Genomic DNA, 16,116 nt, shown 5'->3' on the forward strand with positions numbered 1-16,116 from the left:
CAAATTCATAAAGACCTGCCATTATATCAGAACAGTCTATGTTTAAATTTTACAGCGGGCCGCCCTGTCCGGGTCGGCCCTTACGCACAAGGTCGTTGGCCGTGTATATGTTCAGATTGCAAATCTACGTGTCCTTTGTAACCAAGTCTATTCCATATGTATAAAAATGCACATTTTTTGTTCGAGAAATTTGGCAAAAATAGGCCCTAAAAAAAGTTTTTGAAATTTTTTTGGTACACTTTTGGAACTTTTGAAAAAAAGAAAGCCTCACAAACGGCTTGGTTAAGCGATTTGTGAGGCTTGTTGCAACTATTCCCATTCAATCGTAGCGGGTGGTTTACTGGTAATGTCATACACGATGCGGTTGATATGGTCTACTTCGTTTACGATGCGGCTGGAAATCTTATCGAGGACATCGTACGGAATACGTGCCCAGTCAGCCGTCATGAAGTCGGTCGTAGTGACACCGCGCAGGGCCAAGGTGTAGTCATAGGTACGGAAGTCGCCCATGACGCCGACGGAGCGGTTGTTGGTCAGAACGGCGAAATACTGGTTGATGTCTCGCTGCATGCCGGCATTGGCGATTTCTTCGCGGAAGATGGCATCGGCATCGCGGAGGATGGCCAGTTTTTCTTTGGTGATTTCACCCATGACGCGGATAGCCAAGCCCGGTCCCGGGAAAGGCTGACGCCATACGAGGTATTCCGGCAGGCCCAATTCGGCACCGAGTTCGCGGACTTCGTCTTTGAAGAGGTTGCGGAGCGGTTCGATGAGGCCTTTGAAATCGACGACAGCCGGAAGGCCGCCTACGTTGTGATGGCTCTTGATGACGGCAGCATCGCCGGCACCGGATTCGATGACGTCGGGGTAAATCGTCCCCTGGGCCAGAAAATCGACGGAGCCGATTTTACGGCCTTCGTCTTCGAAGACGCGGATAAATTCTTCGCCGATGATTTTCCGTTTCCGTTCGGGATCGCTGACGCCTTCGAGTTTCTTGAGGAAGCGTTCCGACGCATCGACGCGGATGAAGTTCATGCCGCTGTCCTTGAAGGCCGCTTCGACTTCGTCGCCTTCATTCTTGCGGAGCAGGCCATGGTCGACAAAGATGCAGGTCAGCTGACTGCCGACGGCTTTGGAGATGAGGGCTGCCGCTACGGAGCTGTCGACGCCGCCTGAGAGGGCCAGGACGACTTTGCCGTCGCCGACGGTTTCTTTGATGTTGGCAATGGCCGTCTTGGCATAGTTGGCCATGGTCCACGAGCCGGTGCAGCCGCAGACTTCAAAGAGGAAGTTATGGAGCATTTCCTTGCCGTGTTCCGAATGGAGTACTTCCGGATGATACTGCATGGCATAGAGTTTCTTTTCCGGGTTCTGCATGGCAGCGACCGGGCAATTGGCCGTATGAGCTACGATTTCAAAGCCTTCCGGGATGGAAGCGACGTAGTCCTGATGGCTCATCCAGACGATTTCTTTTTCCTGCAGGCCCTTGAACAAAGGCGATGCCGTATTGACATCGATTTCGGTCTTGCCAAATTCGCGCATGTCGGCGTGTTTGACTTCCCCGCCTAAGGTCTGTGCCATGAACTGCATGCCATAGCAAAGGCCGAGGACCGGGATGCCGAGATGGAAGACTTTTGCTTCGATCTTCGGCGCATTGTCTTCATAGACGCTGCCAGGACCACCGGTGAAGATGATGCCCTGGGGCTGAAGTTCTTTGATTTTAGCAACGGCTTTGTGATACGGGTATACTTCACAGTATACGTGGTTTTCACGGACGCGCCGTGCAATGAGCTGGTTATACTGACCACCAAAATCGACAACGATGACGAGTTCTTTGGTATCCATTAAGTGCCTCCTCGTGAAATACTTTCTTTGACAGCGGCGGCTGCCTAAATCATTCGATTATCATATTATAACACACGAAGATGAGAGTGACTAGTCACAAAGGGGCTAATTACGTCCATTCCCGGTACAAATCTTTGAGGATGCACGCCCGGGTGATCATACCGACGACACGCTTATTGTCCACGACGGGAAGGACTTTCAAATGTTCCAGGATCATGACGGCCGCTACCTGTTCGACGTCAGCTTTGGGCGTAGCAATCATGACGTTCTTGGTCATCAGTTTCGAGCAGGGCTGGTCGAGGAGGTTCTTGAACTCCTTGGCATATTTGCCGACGCGGCTGGTATAAATCTTGGTGCCGATGAAGGGCAGGCGCGGGATGTGCGGCTTCGAGCTGCGGTACATGAGGTCGGCACTGGAGATGAGGCCGATGAGATGGTCTTCTTCATCGACGACGGGCACAGCCAGCAGGCGGTGCTTGATGAAAATGCGGAAGACGTCGCGGATGGGAATATCCGGCGTTACCGAGACGAAAACCTTTTCCATGACATCTTTCACGCGGACAATTGGTTTTTCTTTCATTTCTTCAGCCATGGTACGTCCCCTCCCCTTAGTCATCGCCGTATTCGCGATACAATTCATCGAGGATGTTGCCGCGGGTAACGATGCCGACGATATGTTTTTCCTTGACAATCGGAATGACTTTCAGATGTTCTGCAACCATGACGCCGGCAATCTGTTCCACTTCCGCATCCGGCGCAGCGATGATGACATCTTTTGTCATCATGTCCTTGGCCGTGCAGGCCATGAGTTTCTTGAAGCCCTTGTCGTATTCACTGATACCGTTATAATAAATGCTGGCTCCCAAAAGATTGACATAGTGCGGGACATGAGGCTTTACCTTCTTGTAGAGCAAATCAGCGTCGGTAACGATGCCGGCGAGCTCTTCCTTTTCATTGATGATAGGAATGGCCGTAATGTGATTCTTGACGAACATGTTGACTAAATCAAAGACAGACGTTTCCGGCGAAGCCGTAACGAAATTCTTTTCCATAATATCTGAAGCTGTACGTTTAGACATAGTTATCACTCCTTTTCTTATATTATAAGTATTAGACACAAAGGCCCTGATTTCCTGCTTGGGAGGTAAAAAAAGGTCCTGTCGTATAACGACAAGACCTTTTAAGTGGCTAGTTGTTAGTGGTTAGCGGATGGTTTTAAATTTAAGGCACAGCGGGCCGCCTACGAACAACGAGCCACGAATCACGAGCCACTAAATACAGCTTATTTTCCGCAATAAGCGATGACTTCGACTTCTACAAAGACGTCTTTCGGGAGGCGGCTGATTTCGACGCACGAACGGGCCGGCAAGGTCTTCTGGAAGTATTTGCCGTAAACTTCGTTGACAGCGCCGAAGAAGTTGATGTCCGTCAGGTAAACCGTCGTCTTGACGACGTCATCATAAGAAAGGCCGGCTTCTTCGAGGATAGCGCCGACGTTCTTCATGCACTGTTCGGCCTGTTCGACGACGCCGCCGGAAACGATTTTGCCTTTTTCCGGGTTGATGGCGATCTGGCCGGAAGCAAAGAGGAAATCACCGGCTTTGATAGCCTGAGAATACGGGCCTACTGCGCCCGGAGCTTTCGTAGTACTGATAACATTGACTGCCATGATAATGCATCTCCTTAATTTTAATCTAACTGTATTATACCTCGCAGGCCCTGGGAAAACCATAGGCCTGCGGCAATAATCACGATTCTGATTTAGCGTCAGCCCCTTCGATGAGGTGCCCTTCCCTGTCATACTGCTTCTTGTTCAAACCGCAGGCAAACCAGGCGGCGACGACAGCGGCGATGAAAACCCACGACGAGAAGATGGACATGCGCGTATCAGGGTTGTAAATCATGCCGATAGTGACGAGAATCAGGAAGATGATGCAGAAGTAATTGGAATAGGGATAGAGAGGCGATTTGAAAGGATGTTTCGCCATGACTTCCGGTCCCCAGGACTTGCGGAAATTTTTCTGGGCATAGGCCAGGACGAACCAGGCGACCATGCCCGGAAAAACGGAGGCACTGTATAAGTAAAGGAATAATTTGGAGTCCGGCACGAGGTAGTTGAGGATGACGCCGATAGCCAGGACGACGATGGTGACGGCAATGCTGTTGCGCGGCACGCCACTCGGCGACAATTTGGCAAAAATCTTCGGAGCCTGTCCGTTCTGTGCCAGCGTGTAGAGCATACGGCCCGAACTGTACATGCCGCTGTTGCAGCCGGACAGGGCCGCCGTGAGGACGACGAAGTTGATGATGCCCGCTGCGGCCGAGATGCCGACTTTGGCAAAGGTCATGACAAAGGGGCTGCCGATGTAGCTGACTTCACTCCAGGGATAGATGCAGAGGATAACGAAAATCGAGCCGATGTAGAAGATGAGGATACGCCAGACGATATTGTTGACGGCCTTCTTCAAAGTGTGTTTCGGGTCCTGAGCTTCGCCAGCTGTAATACCGATGAGTTCAACGCCCTGGAAAGACGCGGCGACGACGCACATGGCTGCCAGCATACCGCCCCAGCCATTGGGCATGAATCCGCCGTGGTCCCAGAGATTGCTGATACCGACAGGAACGCCGCCATTGCCGAAGCCAAAGAGGATGACCGCAGCTCCGACGATGAGCATGATGATGATGGTGACGACTTTAATCAAGGCGAACCAAAATTCAAATTCACCGTAATATTTGACGGCTGCCATATTAGCCGCTGCGACGATGGCCATGCCGGCCAGGGCTGAGATCCATTGCGGCAGCAGTGGGAACCAGTAGTGGACGTAAATGCCGACAGCTGTGATTTCCGACAAACCGACGACGACCCACAGGAACCAATAGGAGCAGGCAGTGAGGTAGCCGACGAAAGGACTGATATATTTATGTCCATACGTGGCAAAGGAGCCGGTAACGGGTTCCTGATAAAGCATTTCCCCCATGATGCGCATGATGAAAAACATGACGACGCCCGTCACGGCATAACAGAGCAATACCGACGGTCCCGCCATCTGAATGGTGTTGGCCGATCCCATGAACAGGCCGACACCAATCGTCCCCCCAAGAGCGATCATCTCTACGTGGCGCGGTTTCAGGCCGCGTTCCATTTTCTGCTGTTCCATGATCTGCCCTCCATTACTTCAAGGTAACAAAATAATGATGGTCTTTGAGCATGGTCATCAGTTTTTCAACGTGCTTTTCGTTGGCCGTTTCCAGTTCCAGGGAGACGGCGGTCATGCCCATGTCGATGCCGTGCTGGCTGCGTTCATGGGTGATGGAAAGGACGTTGGCATTGGTGCCGGCAATGAGGGTCAAGAGCTTGACCAGTTCGCCCGGGACGTCGGGGATGACGGTCTGGAAGAAGATCTTGCGCTGCGACTTGATCAGGCCCTGGTTGATGACGCGGGTCATATTGTTGACGTCGATGTTGCCGCCGCTGACGAGGGCTGCGACTTTCTTGTTGCGGATGCCGGAAATCTTGCCGCTCATGAGAGCTGCGACCGGTACGGCACCGGCCCCTTCGGCAACGGTCTTGCCCCGTTCCAGGAGAATCAGGATAGCGCTGGCGATTTCCGATTCATCGACGGTGACGATTTCATCAACGTATTTCTTACAGATATCATAGGTCAAGTCGCCCGGTGTCTTGACGGCGATGCCATCGGCCAGAGTAGCCTTGCCGTTGTAGGTAATGACCTGTCCTTTTTCGATGGATTCTTTCATGGACGGCATGTTTTCCGTCTGGACGCCGATGACTTTGATCTTAGGGTTGACGTTCTTAGCGGCTACGGCCAGGCCGGAAATGAGGCCGCCGCCGCCAATCGGTGCGACGATAGCATCGACTTCGGGAAGCTGTTCGATGATTTCCAGGGCAATCGTCCCCTGGCCGGCAATGACTTCCGGGTCGTTGAAGGGATGGACGAAGGTATAGCCGTGTTCCGTCGTCAATTCAACGGCTTTGGCTGCGGCTTCATCGAAGAAATCCCCGTAGAGGACGACATTGGCACCGTAGCCGCGGGTCGCCGTAATCTTACTCAAGGGAGCGTGTTTCGGCATGCAGATGACGGACTGGCAGCCATATTCGCTGGCAGCCAGAGCCACGCCCTGGGCGTGGTTTCCGGCCGAAGCGGCGATGACGCCTTTTTCCCGTTCTTCCGGGGTCAGGGAAGCGACTTTGTTATAGGCCCCGCGCAGTTTAAAGGAGCCTGTCCGCTGGAGGTTTTCCAGTTTCAAATAAACTTCGCAGCCAGCCAAATCGCTGACGGAATTACTGTACGACAAGCCAGTCTTCTGGGCGACGCCCTTTAAACGTTCCTGGGCCTCTTTGATCATTTGTAAGGTAACTCTTTCTTCACTCATGTTGCATGCTGCCAAACGGCAGCGTCCCTCCTTCGTTAGTTAGAATAAATACGGTTTGATTATGCTTTTACTATACGCCTTTGATTGTCCATTGTCAATAGAGTATTTGGCTGTTTGTATTTTATCAGTAGACTTATGTTTACTAAAGCAGAAATCATCATTGCTTATTTCGCATAATTTGGTGTTGAACGATGCGAAAAGAAGAAGCTGCCTTATACAGCAGCTTCTTCGTGGCTAGCAGTTAGTGGCTCGTGGTTAATGGTTAGTGGCTCGTAAGCGCTTTACTAATTACAAATAATAAAAGGGACTGTCACACGAAGGCTTATGCCATCATGCGGAGTCCCGTTGCTTCATAGTTTGTAGTACAGAATTTATGGTTTGCAGAAAAGACCTTTAAATTTAAAGCCATCTGCTAACCCCTAACAACTAGCCACTAACAACTGAAAAAGGCTTGTCGTCGTACGACAAGCCTTTTTCATATGGTGACCCCTACGGGATTTGAACCCATGTTCTCGCCGTGAAAGGGCGATGTCTTAGACCGCTTGACCAAGGGGCCATGGCTCCTCAAGTAGGACTCGAACCTACGACAAATCGGTTAACAGCCGATTGCTCTACCAACTGAGCTATTGAGGAATATCACTTCAAGCTCGTTCCGAATCGGAACAATTAACATTATACTTGAAGAGATAGAAAAATGCAAGTCTTTTTTACGATTTTTTTTAATGACTTTCTCCTGCCCTGCCGAGGAAATGGAAATAGGCCGTAAAACAATACACGGCAGCGACTAAGCCGATGGCTGCACCGGCATAGCCGATATACGGCAACAGGCCATGAGCCGTGACCTGCCCGCCAATCCAGGTACCACCGCCGATGCCGACATTGAAGATGCCCGAAAAGATGGACATAGCCACCGGTGCCGCCCCCATCGGGACGTGGCGGATGAGTTCGGCCTGGAAGGTGACGTTGAACAACGTCGAAGCACAGCCGACGACCAGGCAAGCAGCGACCATCGTCCCTGCCCCGCCAGCAGCAGCCTTCCACAAGAGGAACGGAATGACCAGCCCCAGCAGTCCGGCCCGGATGATGCCATAGCGGAAATGATTGTAAAAACGGGAAAAGACAAAACTCCCTACAAGGCCGCTGACGCCGAGAAGCATGAGCGTCGACGTGATTCCCTGGTCGCTAAAGGCAGCGACGATTTTGAGAAAGGGTTCGATATAGCTGTACGCCGTGAAATAGGCCGTCGCAAACAGGACAGACAAGATATAGACACTGACGACGACGGGATTCCTGAGCAGCTTAGGCAGGTCATCGCGGGAAAAAGAGGCGTCACTGGCCAGTTTCGGAAAAACGAAGGCCAAATAAAGGAGCACGGCTAAGGCTGTTGCCGTAATGGTCAAGAAAGTCATGCGCCAGCCGGCATAGAGGCCAATGATCCGCCCCAAGGGCAGACCGAATATCATGGCGACAGCCGAGCCGGTGACGATCATACTCAAAGCCAAAGGGCGATGAGTCCGCGTGACCAGGCGTGTCGCTATCGGAGCTGCAATGGACCAGAAAATAGAATGAGCGCAGGCGACGCTGATACGGGCTGCCATGAGCATGGGAAAATTCAAGGCCAGCCCCGACGCCAGCTGTCCCAAGACAAAGAGACCCATAGTCCCTAACAAGAGGCGCCGCATCTCCATCTGGCAGACGAGTAGCATGAGCGGCAAGGACAACAAGGCTACGACCCAGGCGTAGACAGTGATCATAATGCCCGTCTGGGACTCAGTCATTGCGAAGGACTGAGAAATGTCCATGAGCAGACCGATAGGCATGAATTCCGATGTATTGAAAATAAACGCCGACACGGTCAAGCCCAGGAGAGGTAATACATACTTCAAGGGAATAGAAGGAAACATGATAAATTCTTCCTTTGCATAAAATTGGGCCCCTCTATCGTACTCGCCATGAAGGGAAAAGTCAATAAGCGGGCCGCCGATTATGGCGGCCCCTACGCGGCTTCGGCAAACGAACCACAAAAAGGGCTGCCGCCTAAGCGACAGCCCTTTTTCGGGTAGTCTTTATTCTATTTCATTACTAGTAAGCCTTACTGAGTCTTACATCATGCCGGGCATACCGCCGCCCATGCCAGCCGGGGCTGCCGGAGCTGCCGGAGCCGGTTCCGGTTTGTCAGCGACCAAGGTTTCCGTCGTGAGGACGAGGGCTGCGATGGAAGCTGCGTTCTGGAGAGCTGTACGGGTTACTTTAGCCGGGTCGACGATACCAGCTTTTACCATATCGACATATTCTTCTTTGAGGGCGTTGAAGCCTACACCGTCTTCAGAAGCTTTGACTTTAGCAACGATGACCGAGCCTTCGAGGCCAGCGTTTTCAGCAATCTGGCGGAGCGGAGCTTCGATAGCGCGTTTGACCAGGTTGATACCCGTCTGTACGTCGCCGTCTTCATTGAATTCGTCGAGAGCCGGGAGGATGTCGATGAGGGTCGTGCCGCCGCCGGCTACGATACCTTCTTCAACAGCTGCACGGGTAGCGTTGAGGGCATCTTCGAGACGATATTTCTTATCTTTCAATTCGACTTCTGTAGCAGCGCCGACTTCGATGACAGCTACGCCGCCGGACATCTTAGCCAAACGTTCCTGCAATTTTTCTTTATCGAAATCAGACGTCGTTTCAGCAATCTGGGCTTTGATCTGAGCAACGCGGTCTTTGATGGCCTGAGGATCGCCGTGGCCTTCAACGATGGTCGTTTCGTCTTTGGTTACGCGGACCTGACGAGCTGTGCCGAGGTCTTCCATGGTAACGCTGTCGAGTTTACGGCCTACATCTTCTGTAATAACCGTAGCGCCCGTCAAGGTTGCGATATCCTGGAGCATTGCTTTGCGGCGGTCACCGAAGCCCGGAGCTTTGACAGCGACGGCTTTGAAGGTACCACGGAGTTTGTTGACGACCAAGGTTGCCAAGGCTTCACCTTCGACGTCTTCAGCGATGATGAGGAGTTCTTTACCAGCCTGGACGACTTTTTCGAGAACCGGGAGCATTTCCTGGATAGAAGCGATTTTGCGGTCCGTAATGAGGATGTACGGTTCGCTCATGACAGCTTCCATTTTATCCGGATCCGTTACCATGTACGGGGAAATGTAGCCGCGGTCGAACTGCATGCCTTCGACGACGGAGAGCTGCGTGCCCATGGTCTTCGATTCTTCAACCGTAATGACACCATCTTTGCCGACTTTTTCCATAGCGTCTGCGATGAGGCCGCCGACTTCTTCGTCACCAGCCGAGATAGAAGCTACCTGAGCGATAGAAGCTTTGTCAGAAACAGCGATAGAACGTTTCTTGATTTCTTCGACGAGTTTAGCGACAGCTTTTTCAATGCCCCGTTTGAGAATCATCGGGTTAGCACCGGCTGCGACGTTGCGCATGCCTTCCTGGATCATAGCCTGTGCCAGGATGGTAGCTGTCGTCGTACCGTCACCAGCGACGTCGTTAGTCTTGGTTGCGACTTCTTTGACGAGCTGTGCGCCCATGTTTTCAAAGGGATCTTCCAATTCGATATCGCGGGCGATGGTAACACCATCGTTAGTGATGGTCGGTGCGCCGAATTTCTTGTCAAGAACGACGTTGCGGCCTTTAGGCCCTAAAGTAACTTTTACGGCATTTGCCAAAGCGTCTACGCCTTTGCCGAGAGCGCGGCGTGCATCTTCGTTGAACAAAATCTGTTTAGCCATGTTGAACACACTCCTATGTGAAAGTTAAGTAGTTTTAAATTGATGATTTATTAGATGATAGCCAAGATGTCGCGTTCGCTGACGATCAAATATTTGGTGCCTTCGAACTTGACTTCTGTGCCGGCATATTTGGAGAAAATAATCTTGTCGCCTACTTTGACATCCAAAGCAACGCGTTTACCGTCGTCCTGTACTTTGCCCGGACCTACGGCTACGACTTCGCCCTGGCTCGGTTTTTCTTTAGCAGTGTCCGGTAAAAAAATACCGCTTGCAGTTTTTTCTTCCTGTTCCAATACACGGATAACTACGCGATCTCCTAACGGTTTTAACATTTTATATTCCTCCTTAAAAGTAAGTTGCTACTCTTTATTAGCACTCCATACTTCCGAGTGCTAACTTACAATATATATATTAGCCATTAAAGGTAAAAAAGTCAAGGCCTTAGCCCTGACTTTTTCCTGAAACGTTTTATTTTTTTTGACTTTTTATCTTTTCCGCACTGGCGACGACCGCATCGGCCACGGCTTTCAAGGATTTCCGGTTCTTCATGCTGTACTGCTGCAACCGGCGGTAAGCTTCGTGTTCGGATATATGATATAAGTCCATGAGGCAGCCTTTGGCCCGGTCGACGGCTTTGCGCGTCTCGATGCGTTCGTTCATATCATCGAGCTGCTGGGCCACTTCGCGCTGGTGGCGGAACTGGGAAATAGCAATTTCGATGGCCGGGAAGAGATTCACCGGGCTGACCGGTTTGACCAGATAGCCGAGGACCCCGGAGTCCTTGGCCTTGTCGACGATATCCTGCTGGCTGTATGCCGTGAGCAGCAGGACCGGTGCCAGGCCTTCGTGGCCAATCATGCGGGCCGCGTGGATGCCGTCCAGGCGGGGCATCTTGATGTCCAGGAGGACGATGTCCGGCTTCTCCTTGCGTACTAAATCGAGGGCCTCGACGCCATCAGCCGCTTCCCCGACGACGGTATGGCCGGCATCTTCCAGCATTTCACATAAATCCATACGGATGATCGATTCGTCATCCCCTATTACAACGCGATATCCCATTGGTTATTCTCCCCTCTCTGGTAATGGAAAACGGATTGTGACGACCGTCCCTTCCGGCACACCGTCATCGAAAGCAATCGCCCCTTGTAAATCTTTCTCGATCAGCGTCCGCACGATGGCCATGCCCAGATGCTTGCGGCCCGTATCGACCGGCGCCTGGGCCATGCCGACGCCGTCATCACAGACCAGGATGAGACCGGTATCCCCGTCCCGGCGGATCGTGATAGACAGGGTCCCCTGGCTGCGCCCTTCAAAACCGTGGATGATAGCATTGGTAATGAGTTCGTTCAGGACCAGCGCCAGCGACGTCGCAGCATCGGACGGCAGAGGCAATATTTCCCCGGAAAATTCCGTCTCTACATGGCAGTCCTTGCTGACCAGGCTGTGAGCCAGGAGGCCCAGCAGTTTCTGGGCCACGTCGGAAATATCAATGTTCTCTTCATCGTGGTGGGACAACGTCTCGTGGACCAAAGAAATGCTGAGAATCCGGTTCAGGCTTTCTTTGAGGACGTCCCGCGCTTCTTCACTGGTCGTGCGCCGCATCTGCATGCGCAGCAGACTGGCGATGGTCTGCAAGTTGTTCTTGACGCGGTGGTGGATTTCCTTGATGACCGACGTCTTGACCATGAGTTCTTCTTCCTTGCGGTGCAATTCTGTCCGCTCGGTCAGGATGGAAATGACCCGGCGGACTTTGCCGCGCTGCAGGATAGGAATGACCCGGCGGGAAACGACGGCTTCACCGAGCGTCACGTCGTCGGTCAGCCCCGTCGCCTGGGACAGGGCTTTCTTGGCCCCGGTCAGGTCGAGGCGGGTATTGTAGATATTGGTCCCCGTAATGGCGCCGCGCTGGCCGCACATGTGCAGGATGCTGTCGGCCATGTCGTCGGCATAGATGACGACGCCGTTGCAGTTGACCAGGACGACGCCATCCTGGATGGACAAGGGCCGGTACATGGAATGGAAATCCATGGGCACCTGCAAGGACAAAAAGGCCGTTTCCGTCAAGATTTCCCGATTGTCTTCGACGGCTCCGACAAAGGCAATGACGGCAATCGTCCCGCCGCCGTTATCGACGAAGGGATAGGACACGATCGGCGCCATGCGGCCGTATTCGATTTCCCTTTCGCCCTGCAAGGCCTGCCCGGTCTGGAAGACCTGATAGTTGAAGGGTTCTTCATACCGGGAAAAGACAGCGCCCGGATCGGTCGTCTCGGTCTGCCGTCCTTTTTGCAGGAGCGGCGTCCGGTGGGCGGCCAGGACCAGGGTCCCCGCGTCTTTTCCCGGCACGTAGACGAAGAGTTCCCGGTGCGACAAGTCGCTGGCGAACTGCAATAATTCTTCACTGTTCTGTAAAATATGGATCTGCACGGGCGACAACGTGCTCTGAGTCCGGCAGACCGCTTCAAGTGTAGCCATAGAAGATTCCCCCATCTCTTCACAGGATTAGTCCGATGTAATCGGCAGGGCCGGCTTGGCGTTGAGCGTCAAATCGGCAAAACGGCCGTCCAAGGCCATATAATAGGCCCGGCAGCCGATCATGGCGCCGTTATCGGTGCAGAGGATCGGATCTGGCCGGTAAAAGGCATAGCCCTTGTCGGCACAGGCCGCACTCATGGCCGCTGCCAGGCCGCTGTTGGCCGAGACGCCGCCGGCGACGGCAATTTTTTTAGCCCCACAGTAAGAGGCGGCGTCCATGGTCTTTTCGACGAGCGTTTCGACGACGGTCTTCTGGAAGCTGGCCGCGACATCGGCGGCATTATAGGACTGGCCGCGCTGTTCTTGCGTGTGCAGGTAGTTGAGGACAGCCGACTTGAGGCCGCTGAAGCTGAACTCGAAGTTATGCTTTTCATGGAGGGCTTTCGGGAAGGCGATGGCATCGGGATTACCTTCCTTGGCCAATTTGTCGATCTGCGGACCACCCGGATAGGGATAGCCCATGACGCGGGCAATCTTGTCGAAGGCTTCACCGGCGGCATCGTCCCGGGTCTGGCCCATGAGTTTGAACGAATTATAGCCATTAATCTGGACCAGCTGCGTATGGCCGCCGGAAACGACGAGGGCCAGGAACGGCGGTTCCAGTTGGGGATGGCTGAGGAAGTTGGCAAAAATATGACCTTCCATGTGGTTGACGCCGACCAGGGGCTTGTCGGCAGCGAAACTGATGGCCTTGGCAGCGGCGACGCCGACCAGCAGGGCGCCGACCAGGCCGGGCCCATAAGTAACACCGATATGGTCGATATCGGCTAAGGTGACCTGTGCCGTATCGAGAGCTTCCTTGATGATAGGCAGGACGTATTCGATATGCTGGCGCGAGGCGATTTCCGGTACGACACCGCCGAATTTGCGGTGAATCGGTACCTGTGTCGATATGATGTTGGAGCGGATATGGCGGCCGTCTTCGATGACAGCAGCCGACGTTTCGTCACAACTCGTTTCTAAAGCTAAGGTATACATAGATTTCATCCTTTTTATCGTGAATGGCTGAACCATTGGTAATTTTCTTTCTGACACTGCATGATGCAGGCATCTTCTACAGGCTGGGAATAGTAATCCTTACGGACGGCAACGCCTTCGTAGCCCAGCTTGCGGTACAAGCCCTGGGCCGGTGCATTGGACTGGCGGACTTCCAGGAACATACTCGTACAGCCGTCCTGGAACAGGGCTTCCATAGCCGTGCGCAGGAGGGTCTCGCCATAACCGTGGCCCCGGGCGGACGGGTGGATGGCGATGTTGGCCAGCTGGCCTTCATCGGCGATGAGCCAGACGTCAGCGTACCCGAGGACCTGACCTGTTTCCCCTTCCAGGACGTAATACTTAGCGACAGGATTGTCCAGTTCCGCTGCCAGGGACTGATGGGACCAGGGCACGGAAAAGGAGGCCTCTTCGATGGCGATGATGGCCGGCAGATCTTCCCGGCCAGCCTGACGGACCGTTACCGGCATGATGCACCGCCGTGGCGTTTTTCCCAGAGCACTTCCGCTTCGCTGCGGCGCAGGTACGACGGCGTCAAGGTCATGCAGTCGTCGTAGTCACCGGCAGCAAAGCGGACATTGGCCGCCAGGGCTACGCTGCCGGCGCGGGGAATGACCATCGTCGGCGGCGCCATGCGGAACAAGGGACTGCGCCCTTCGATGTCCTTACGCCCTTTGAGGGAGCCGTCGCCGCAGAAGACGACGGGCTGACCTTCCTGTTCCAGCGTATCCAGGACTTCCGTCCGCGGGGCGATATAGATTTCTTTTTCCGTCGTCAGCGTCGTCCGGTCCCAGCGATAGACGCCGGCATAGACGTTGCCTTTCTGGGCGTCGATGAGGGTACAGATACGGTCGGAGACGCCGACGAAATTCCAGGCCAGGCTGACTGGGGTCGTCACGCCGACAATGGGGACGTTCCAGGCAAAGGACAGGCCTTTGCCTGTGGCCAGGCCGATGCGCAGGCCCGTAAAGGAACCGGGGCCGACGGCTACGGCGACGCCGTCAATCTGGCTTTTCTTGACCGACGCCTTGTCGAGCATGTCGGCAATGTGGGGCATGAGCTGTTCCGAATGGGTCAGCCGTGCCTGGATAGTGAGTTCGGCCCGCAGCGTGTCTTCATGGAGTAAGGCGACACTCGATACGAGGCTCGATGTTTCAATGGCTAAGAGCATATTTTTTTACCTCATTTTCTACAGCCTTCCAGCGGCTGCCGCGGAAATCAAAATGAAACAGCCGGTCTGTAGGACTCGTCTTTTCGATAGTGACAATGGCGGCATCATCAGGCAGGCGGTCTGGGAATTTTTCCGACCATTCGATGACGGTCACACCGCTTTCGAGATAGTCGTCGAATCCCAGGTCATCTAATTCATATTCTTCTTCCAGCCGATAAAAATCGAAATGCTGGAGAGGAATGGTATTTTCATAATAATTCAGAATGGTGAACGTCGGGCTGACGACGACATCGTCGATGCCCATGCCCTGGGCAATGCCCTGGACGAAATGGGTCTTGCCGGCACCGAGGTCACCGCGCAAGGCCAGGACATCACCGTCGCTGAGGACCGGACCCAGGGCTTTGCCTAAGGCTATCGTTCCGGCTTCTGAATGGGTAGCTACATCAAAGGTCATAATTTTCTCCTTTTAAAAATGGGTCCAGCCCGTCGGCGGCAGGACCTGTTCTCCCCCATCGTGGCGGAGCAGGACCCGGCCCGGTCCCGGACGGACGGTCCCGATGGCGGTCACGGCCGGATAATCGGCCTGCAGGGCCTGGAAATCAGCGGGGGCCATGGTGAAGACCAGTTCATAGTCTTCGCCGCCGTTGAAGACGAATTTCCAGATATCCTTGCCCGATGACGCCGCCCAGGCTTTTAGCCCGTCACTCGTCGGCACCTTATCCCGGTCGATGACCAGTTCGACACCGCTGGCCTTGGCGATTTCATTGGACTCGCTGGCCAAACCATCGCTGATGTCGTTCAAGCTATGGCAATGATGCTGTACCAATAACCGGCCCAAGGAAATCTGCGGTTCCGGGTACTGGTGGGCTTTCTTCAAAGCTTCATAACCGTCCTGCCCAGCCAGGAGCACATCCAGGCCACCGGCAGAATCGCCGATCGTATGGGATACGGCAATGACATCGCCAGCCTGGGCGCCGCTGCGCAGCAGGGCTTTCCCGGCTTCGATTTCGCCAAAGGCGGCCACGGTGATGACGACGCCTTCTTTAGACATGACCGTATCGCCGCCGAGGATATTGACCTCATAGGCCCGGCAGATATCCTTGATGCCGCGATACATTTCAACGACGTCGTCGACTTCCATCTGCGGCGCCAACGCCGTCGACAAGACGATATGCGTCGGTACGGCCCCCATGGCTGCGATGTCGCTGAGGTTCGAAGCGACGGCTTTAAAGCCGACATCATGCCAGGTTGCCGTCTGGCCGACGATGAAATGGCTGTTCTGGACCATCGTATCGATGACAGCGACCTGCTGCCAGCCTGGCGTCGTCGTATAGACGGCACCGTCATCTCCGATGCCGACGACGACGTTCTCTTTATGGTAGAGCGTATCCGCTTTGATGGCATCGATGAATCCAAATTCACCGATATCTGAAATTTTCATGA

The 16,116-nt window shown here is 53.7% G+C and carries 16 protein-coding genes and 2 tRNA genes; all 18 read right to left on the bottom strand.

Features of this window, described 5'->3' with window-relative positions; translation table 11 throughout:
• Positions 1-309: 309 nt before the first annotated feature.
• Complete coding sequence (guaA, locus tag NOS26_RS01200) at positions 310-1,845, bottom strand: glutamine-hydrolyzing GMP synthase (RefSeq protein WP_255917176.1); 1,536 nt, start codon at positions 1,843-1,845, stop codon at positions 310-312.
• A gap of 109 nt (positions 1,846-1,954) precedes the next feature.
• The gene (locus NOS26_RS01205) at positions 1,955-2,437 is read right to left on the bottom strand and encodes a CBS domain-containing protein (RefSeq protein ID WP_022498026.1); all 483 of its coding nucleotides are present in this window, start codon (positions 2,435-2,437) and stop codon (positions 1,955-1,957) included.
• Positions 2,438-2,453: 16 nt separating this feature from the next.
• A complete protein-coding gene (locus NOS26_RS01210; protein ID WP_014016231.1) occupies positions 2,454-2,924 on the bottom strand; it encodes a CBS domain-containing protein in 471 nt (156 codons plus the stop codon).
• Positions 2,925-3,127: 203 nt separating this feature from the next.
• The gene (locus NOS26_RS01215; protein WP_022498027.1) at positions 3,128-3,514 is read right to left on the bottom strand and encodes a RidA family protein; all 387 of its coding nucleotides are present in this window, start codon (positions 3,512-3,514) and stop codon (positions 3,128-3,130) included.
• Positions 3,515-3,593: 79 nt separating this feature from the next.
• A complete protein-coding gene (locus NOS26_RS01220) occupies positions 3,594-5,003 on the bottom strand; it encodes an amino acid permease (protein WP_255917177.1) in 1,410 nt (469 codons plus the stop codon).
• A gap of 13 nt (positions 5,004-5,016) precedes the next feature.
• Complete coding sequence (gene ilvA, locus NOS26_RS01225; RefSeq protein ID WP_036204928.1) at positions 5,017-6,237, bottom strand: threonine ammonia-lyase; 1,221 nt, start codon at positions 6,235-6,237, stop codon at positions 5,017-5,019.
• 480 nt (positions 6,238-6,717) lie between these two features.
• Positions 6,718-6,793 (bottom strand) — tRNA-Glu (locus tag NOS26_RS01230).
• 1 nt (position 6,794) lies between these two features.
• Positions 6,795-6,870 (bottom strand) — tRNA-Asn (locus tag NOS26_RS01235).
• An 86-nt stretch (positions 6,871-6,956) separates the two neighbouring features.
• Complete coding sequence (locus NOS26_RS01240; protein WP_255917178.1) at positions 6,957-8,141, bottom strand: MFS transporter; 1,185 nt, start codon at positions 8,139-8,141, stop codon at positions 6,957-6,959.
• Between the two features lie 198 nt (positions 8,142-8,339).
• Entirely contained in the window at positions 8,340-9,971 is a 1,632-nt protein-coding gene (gene groL / locus NOS26_RS01245; protein WP_014016224.1) for a chaperonin GroEL, read from the bottom strand.
• Between the two features lie 50 nt (positions 9,972-10,021).
• Positions 10,022-10,303: a co-chaperone GroES gene (groES, locus tag NOS26_RS01250; protein WP_014016223.1), complete on the bottom strand. Its 282-nt coding sequence runs from the start codon at positions 10,301-10,303 to the stop codon at positions 10,022-10,024.
• Positions 10,304-10,439: 136 nt separating this feature from the next.
• The gene (locus NOS26_RS01255) at positions 10,440-11,030 is read right to left on the bottom strand and encodes an ANTAR domain-containing response regulator (protein WP_014016222.1); all 591 of its coding nucleotides are present in this window, start codon (positions 11,028-11,030) and stop codon (positions 10,440-10,442) included.
• A 3-nt stretch (positions 11,031-11,033) separates the two neighbouring features.
• Positions 11,034-12,446: a histidine kinase N-terminal domain-containing protein gene (locus NOS26_RS01260; protein WP_072014528.1), complete on the bottom strand. Its 1,413-nt coding sequence runs from the start codon at positions 12,444-12,446 to the stop codon at positions 11,034-11,036.
• A gap of 27 nt (positions 12,447-12,473) precedes the next feature.
• Positions 12,474-13,484, bottom strand: coding sequence for a tRNA (adenosine(37)-N6)-threonylcarbamoyltransferase complex transferase subunit TsaD (tsaD, locus tag NOS26_RS01265; protein ID WP_255917179.1), 1,011 nt, complete (start codon positions 13,482-13,484; stop codon positions 12,474-12,476).
• Between the two features lie 14 nt (positions 13,485-13,498).
• The gene (rimI, locus tag NOS26_RS01270; protein WP_014016219.1) at positions 13,499-13,972 is read right to left on the bottom strand and encodes a ribosomal protein S18-alanine N-acetyltransferase; all 474 of its coding nucleotides are present in this window, start codon (positions 13,970-13,972) and stop codon (positions 13,499-13,501) included.
• On the bottom strand, positions 13,963-14,673 hold the full coding sequence (tsaB, locus tag NOS26_RS01275; protein ID WP_255917180.1) for a tRNA (adenosine(37)-N6)-threonylcarbamoyltransferase complex dimerization subunit type 1 TsaB: 711 nt from the start codon (positions 14,671-14,673) through the stop codon (positions 13,963-13,965). Before tsaB ends, rimI begins: the two co-directional genes overlap by 10 nt.
• On the bottom strand, positions 14,657-15,127 hold the full coding sequence (locus NOS26_RS01280; protein WP_014016217.1) for a bifunctional tRNA (adenosine(37)-N6)-threonylcarbamoyltransferase complex ATPase subunit type 1 TsaE/phosphotransferase: 471 nt from the start codon (positions 15,125-15,127) through the stop codon (positions 14,657-14,659). The genes tsaB and NOS26_RS01280 overlap by 17 nt, the downstream gene beginning before the upstream one ends.
• A 12-nt stretch (positions 15,128-15,139) precedes the next feature.
• Positions 15,140-16,114 (bottom strand): thiamine-phosphate kinase, encoded by a 975-nt coding sequence (gene thiL, locus NOS26_RS01285; protein WP_014016216.1) that lies wholly within the window; start codon positions 16,112-16,114, stop codon positions 15,140-15,142.
• Positions 16,115-16,116 lie beyond the last annotated feature (2 nt).

Source organism: Megasphaera sp. SC8-1, from assembly GCF_024436295.1.
Classification (GTDB): Bacteria; Bacillota; Negativicutes; order Veillonellales; family Megasphaeraceae; genus Megasphaera; species Megasphaera elsdenii.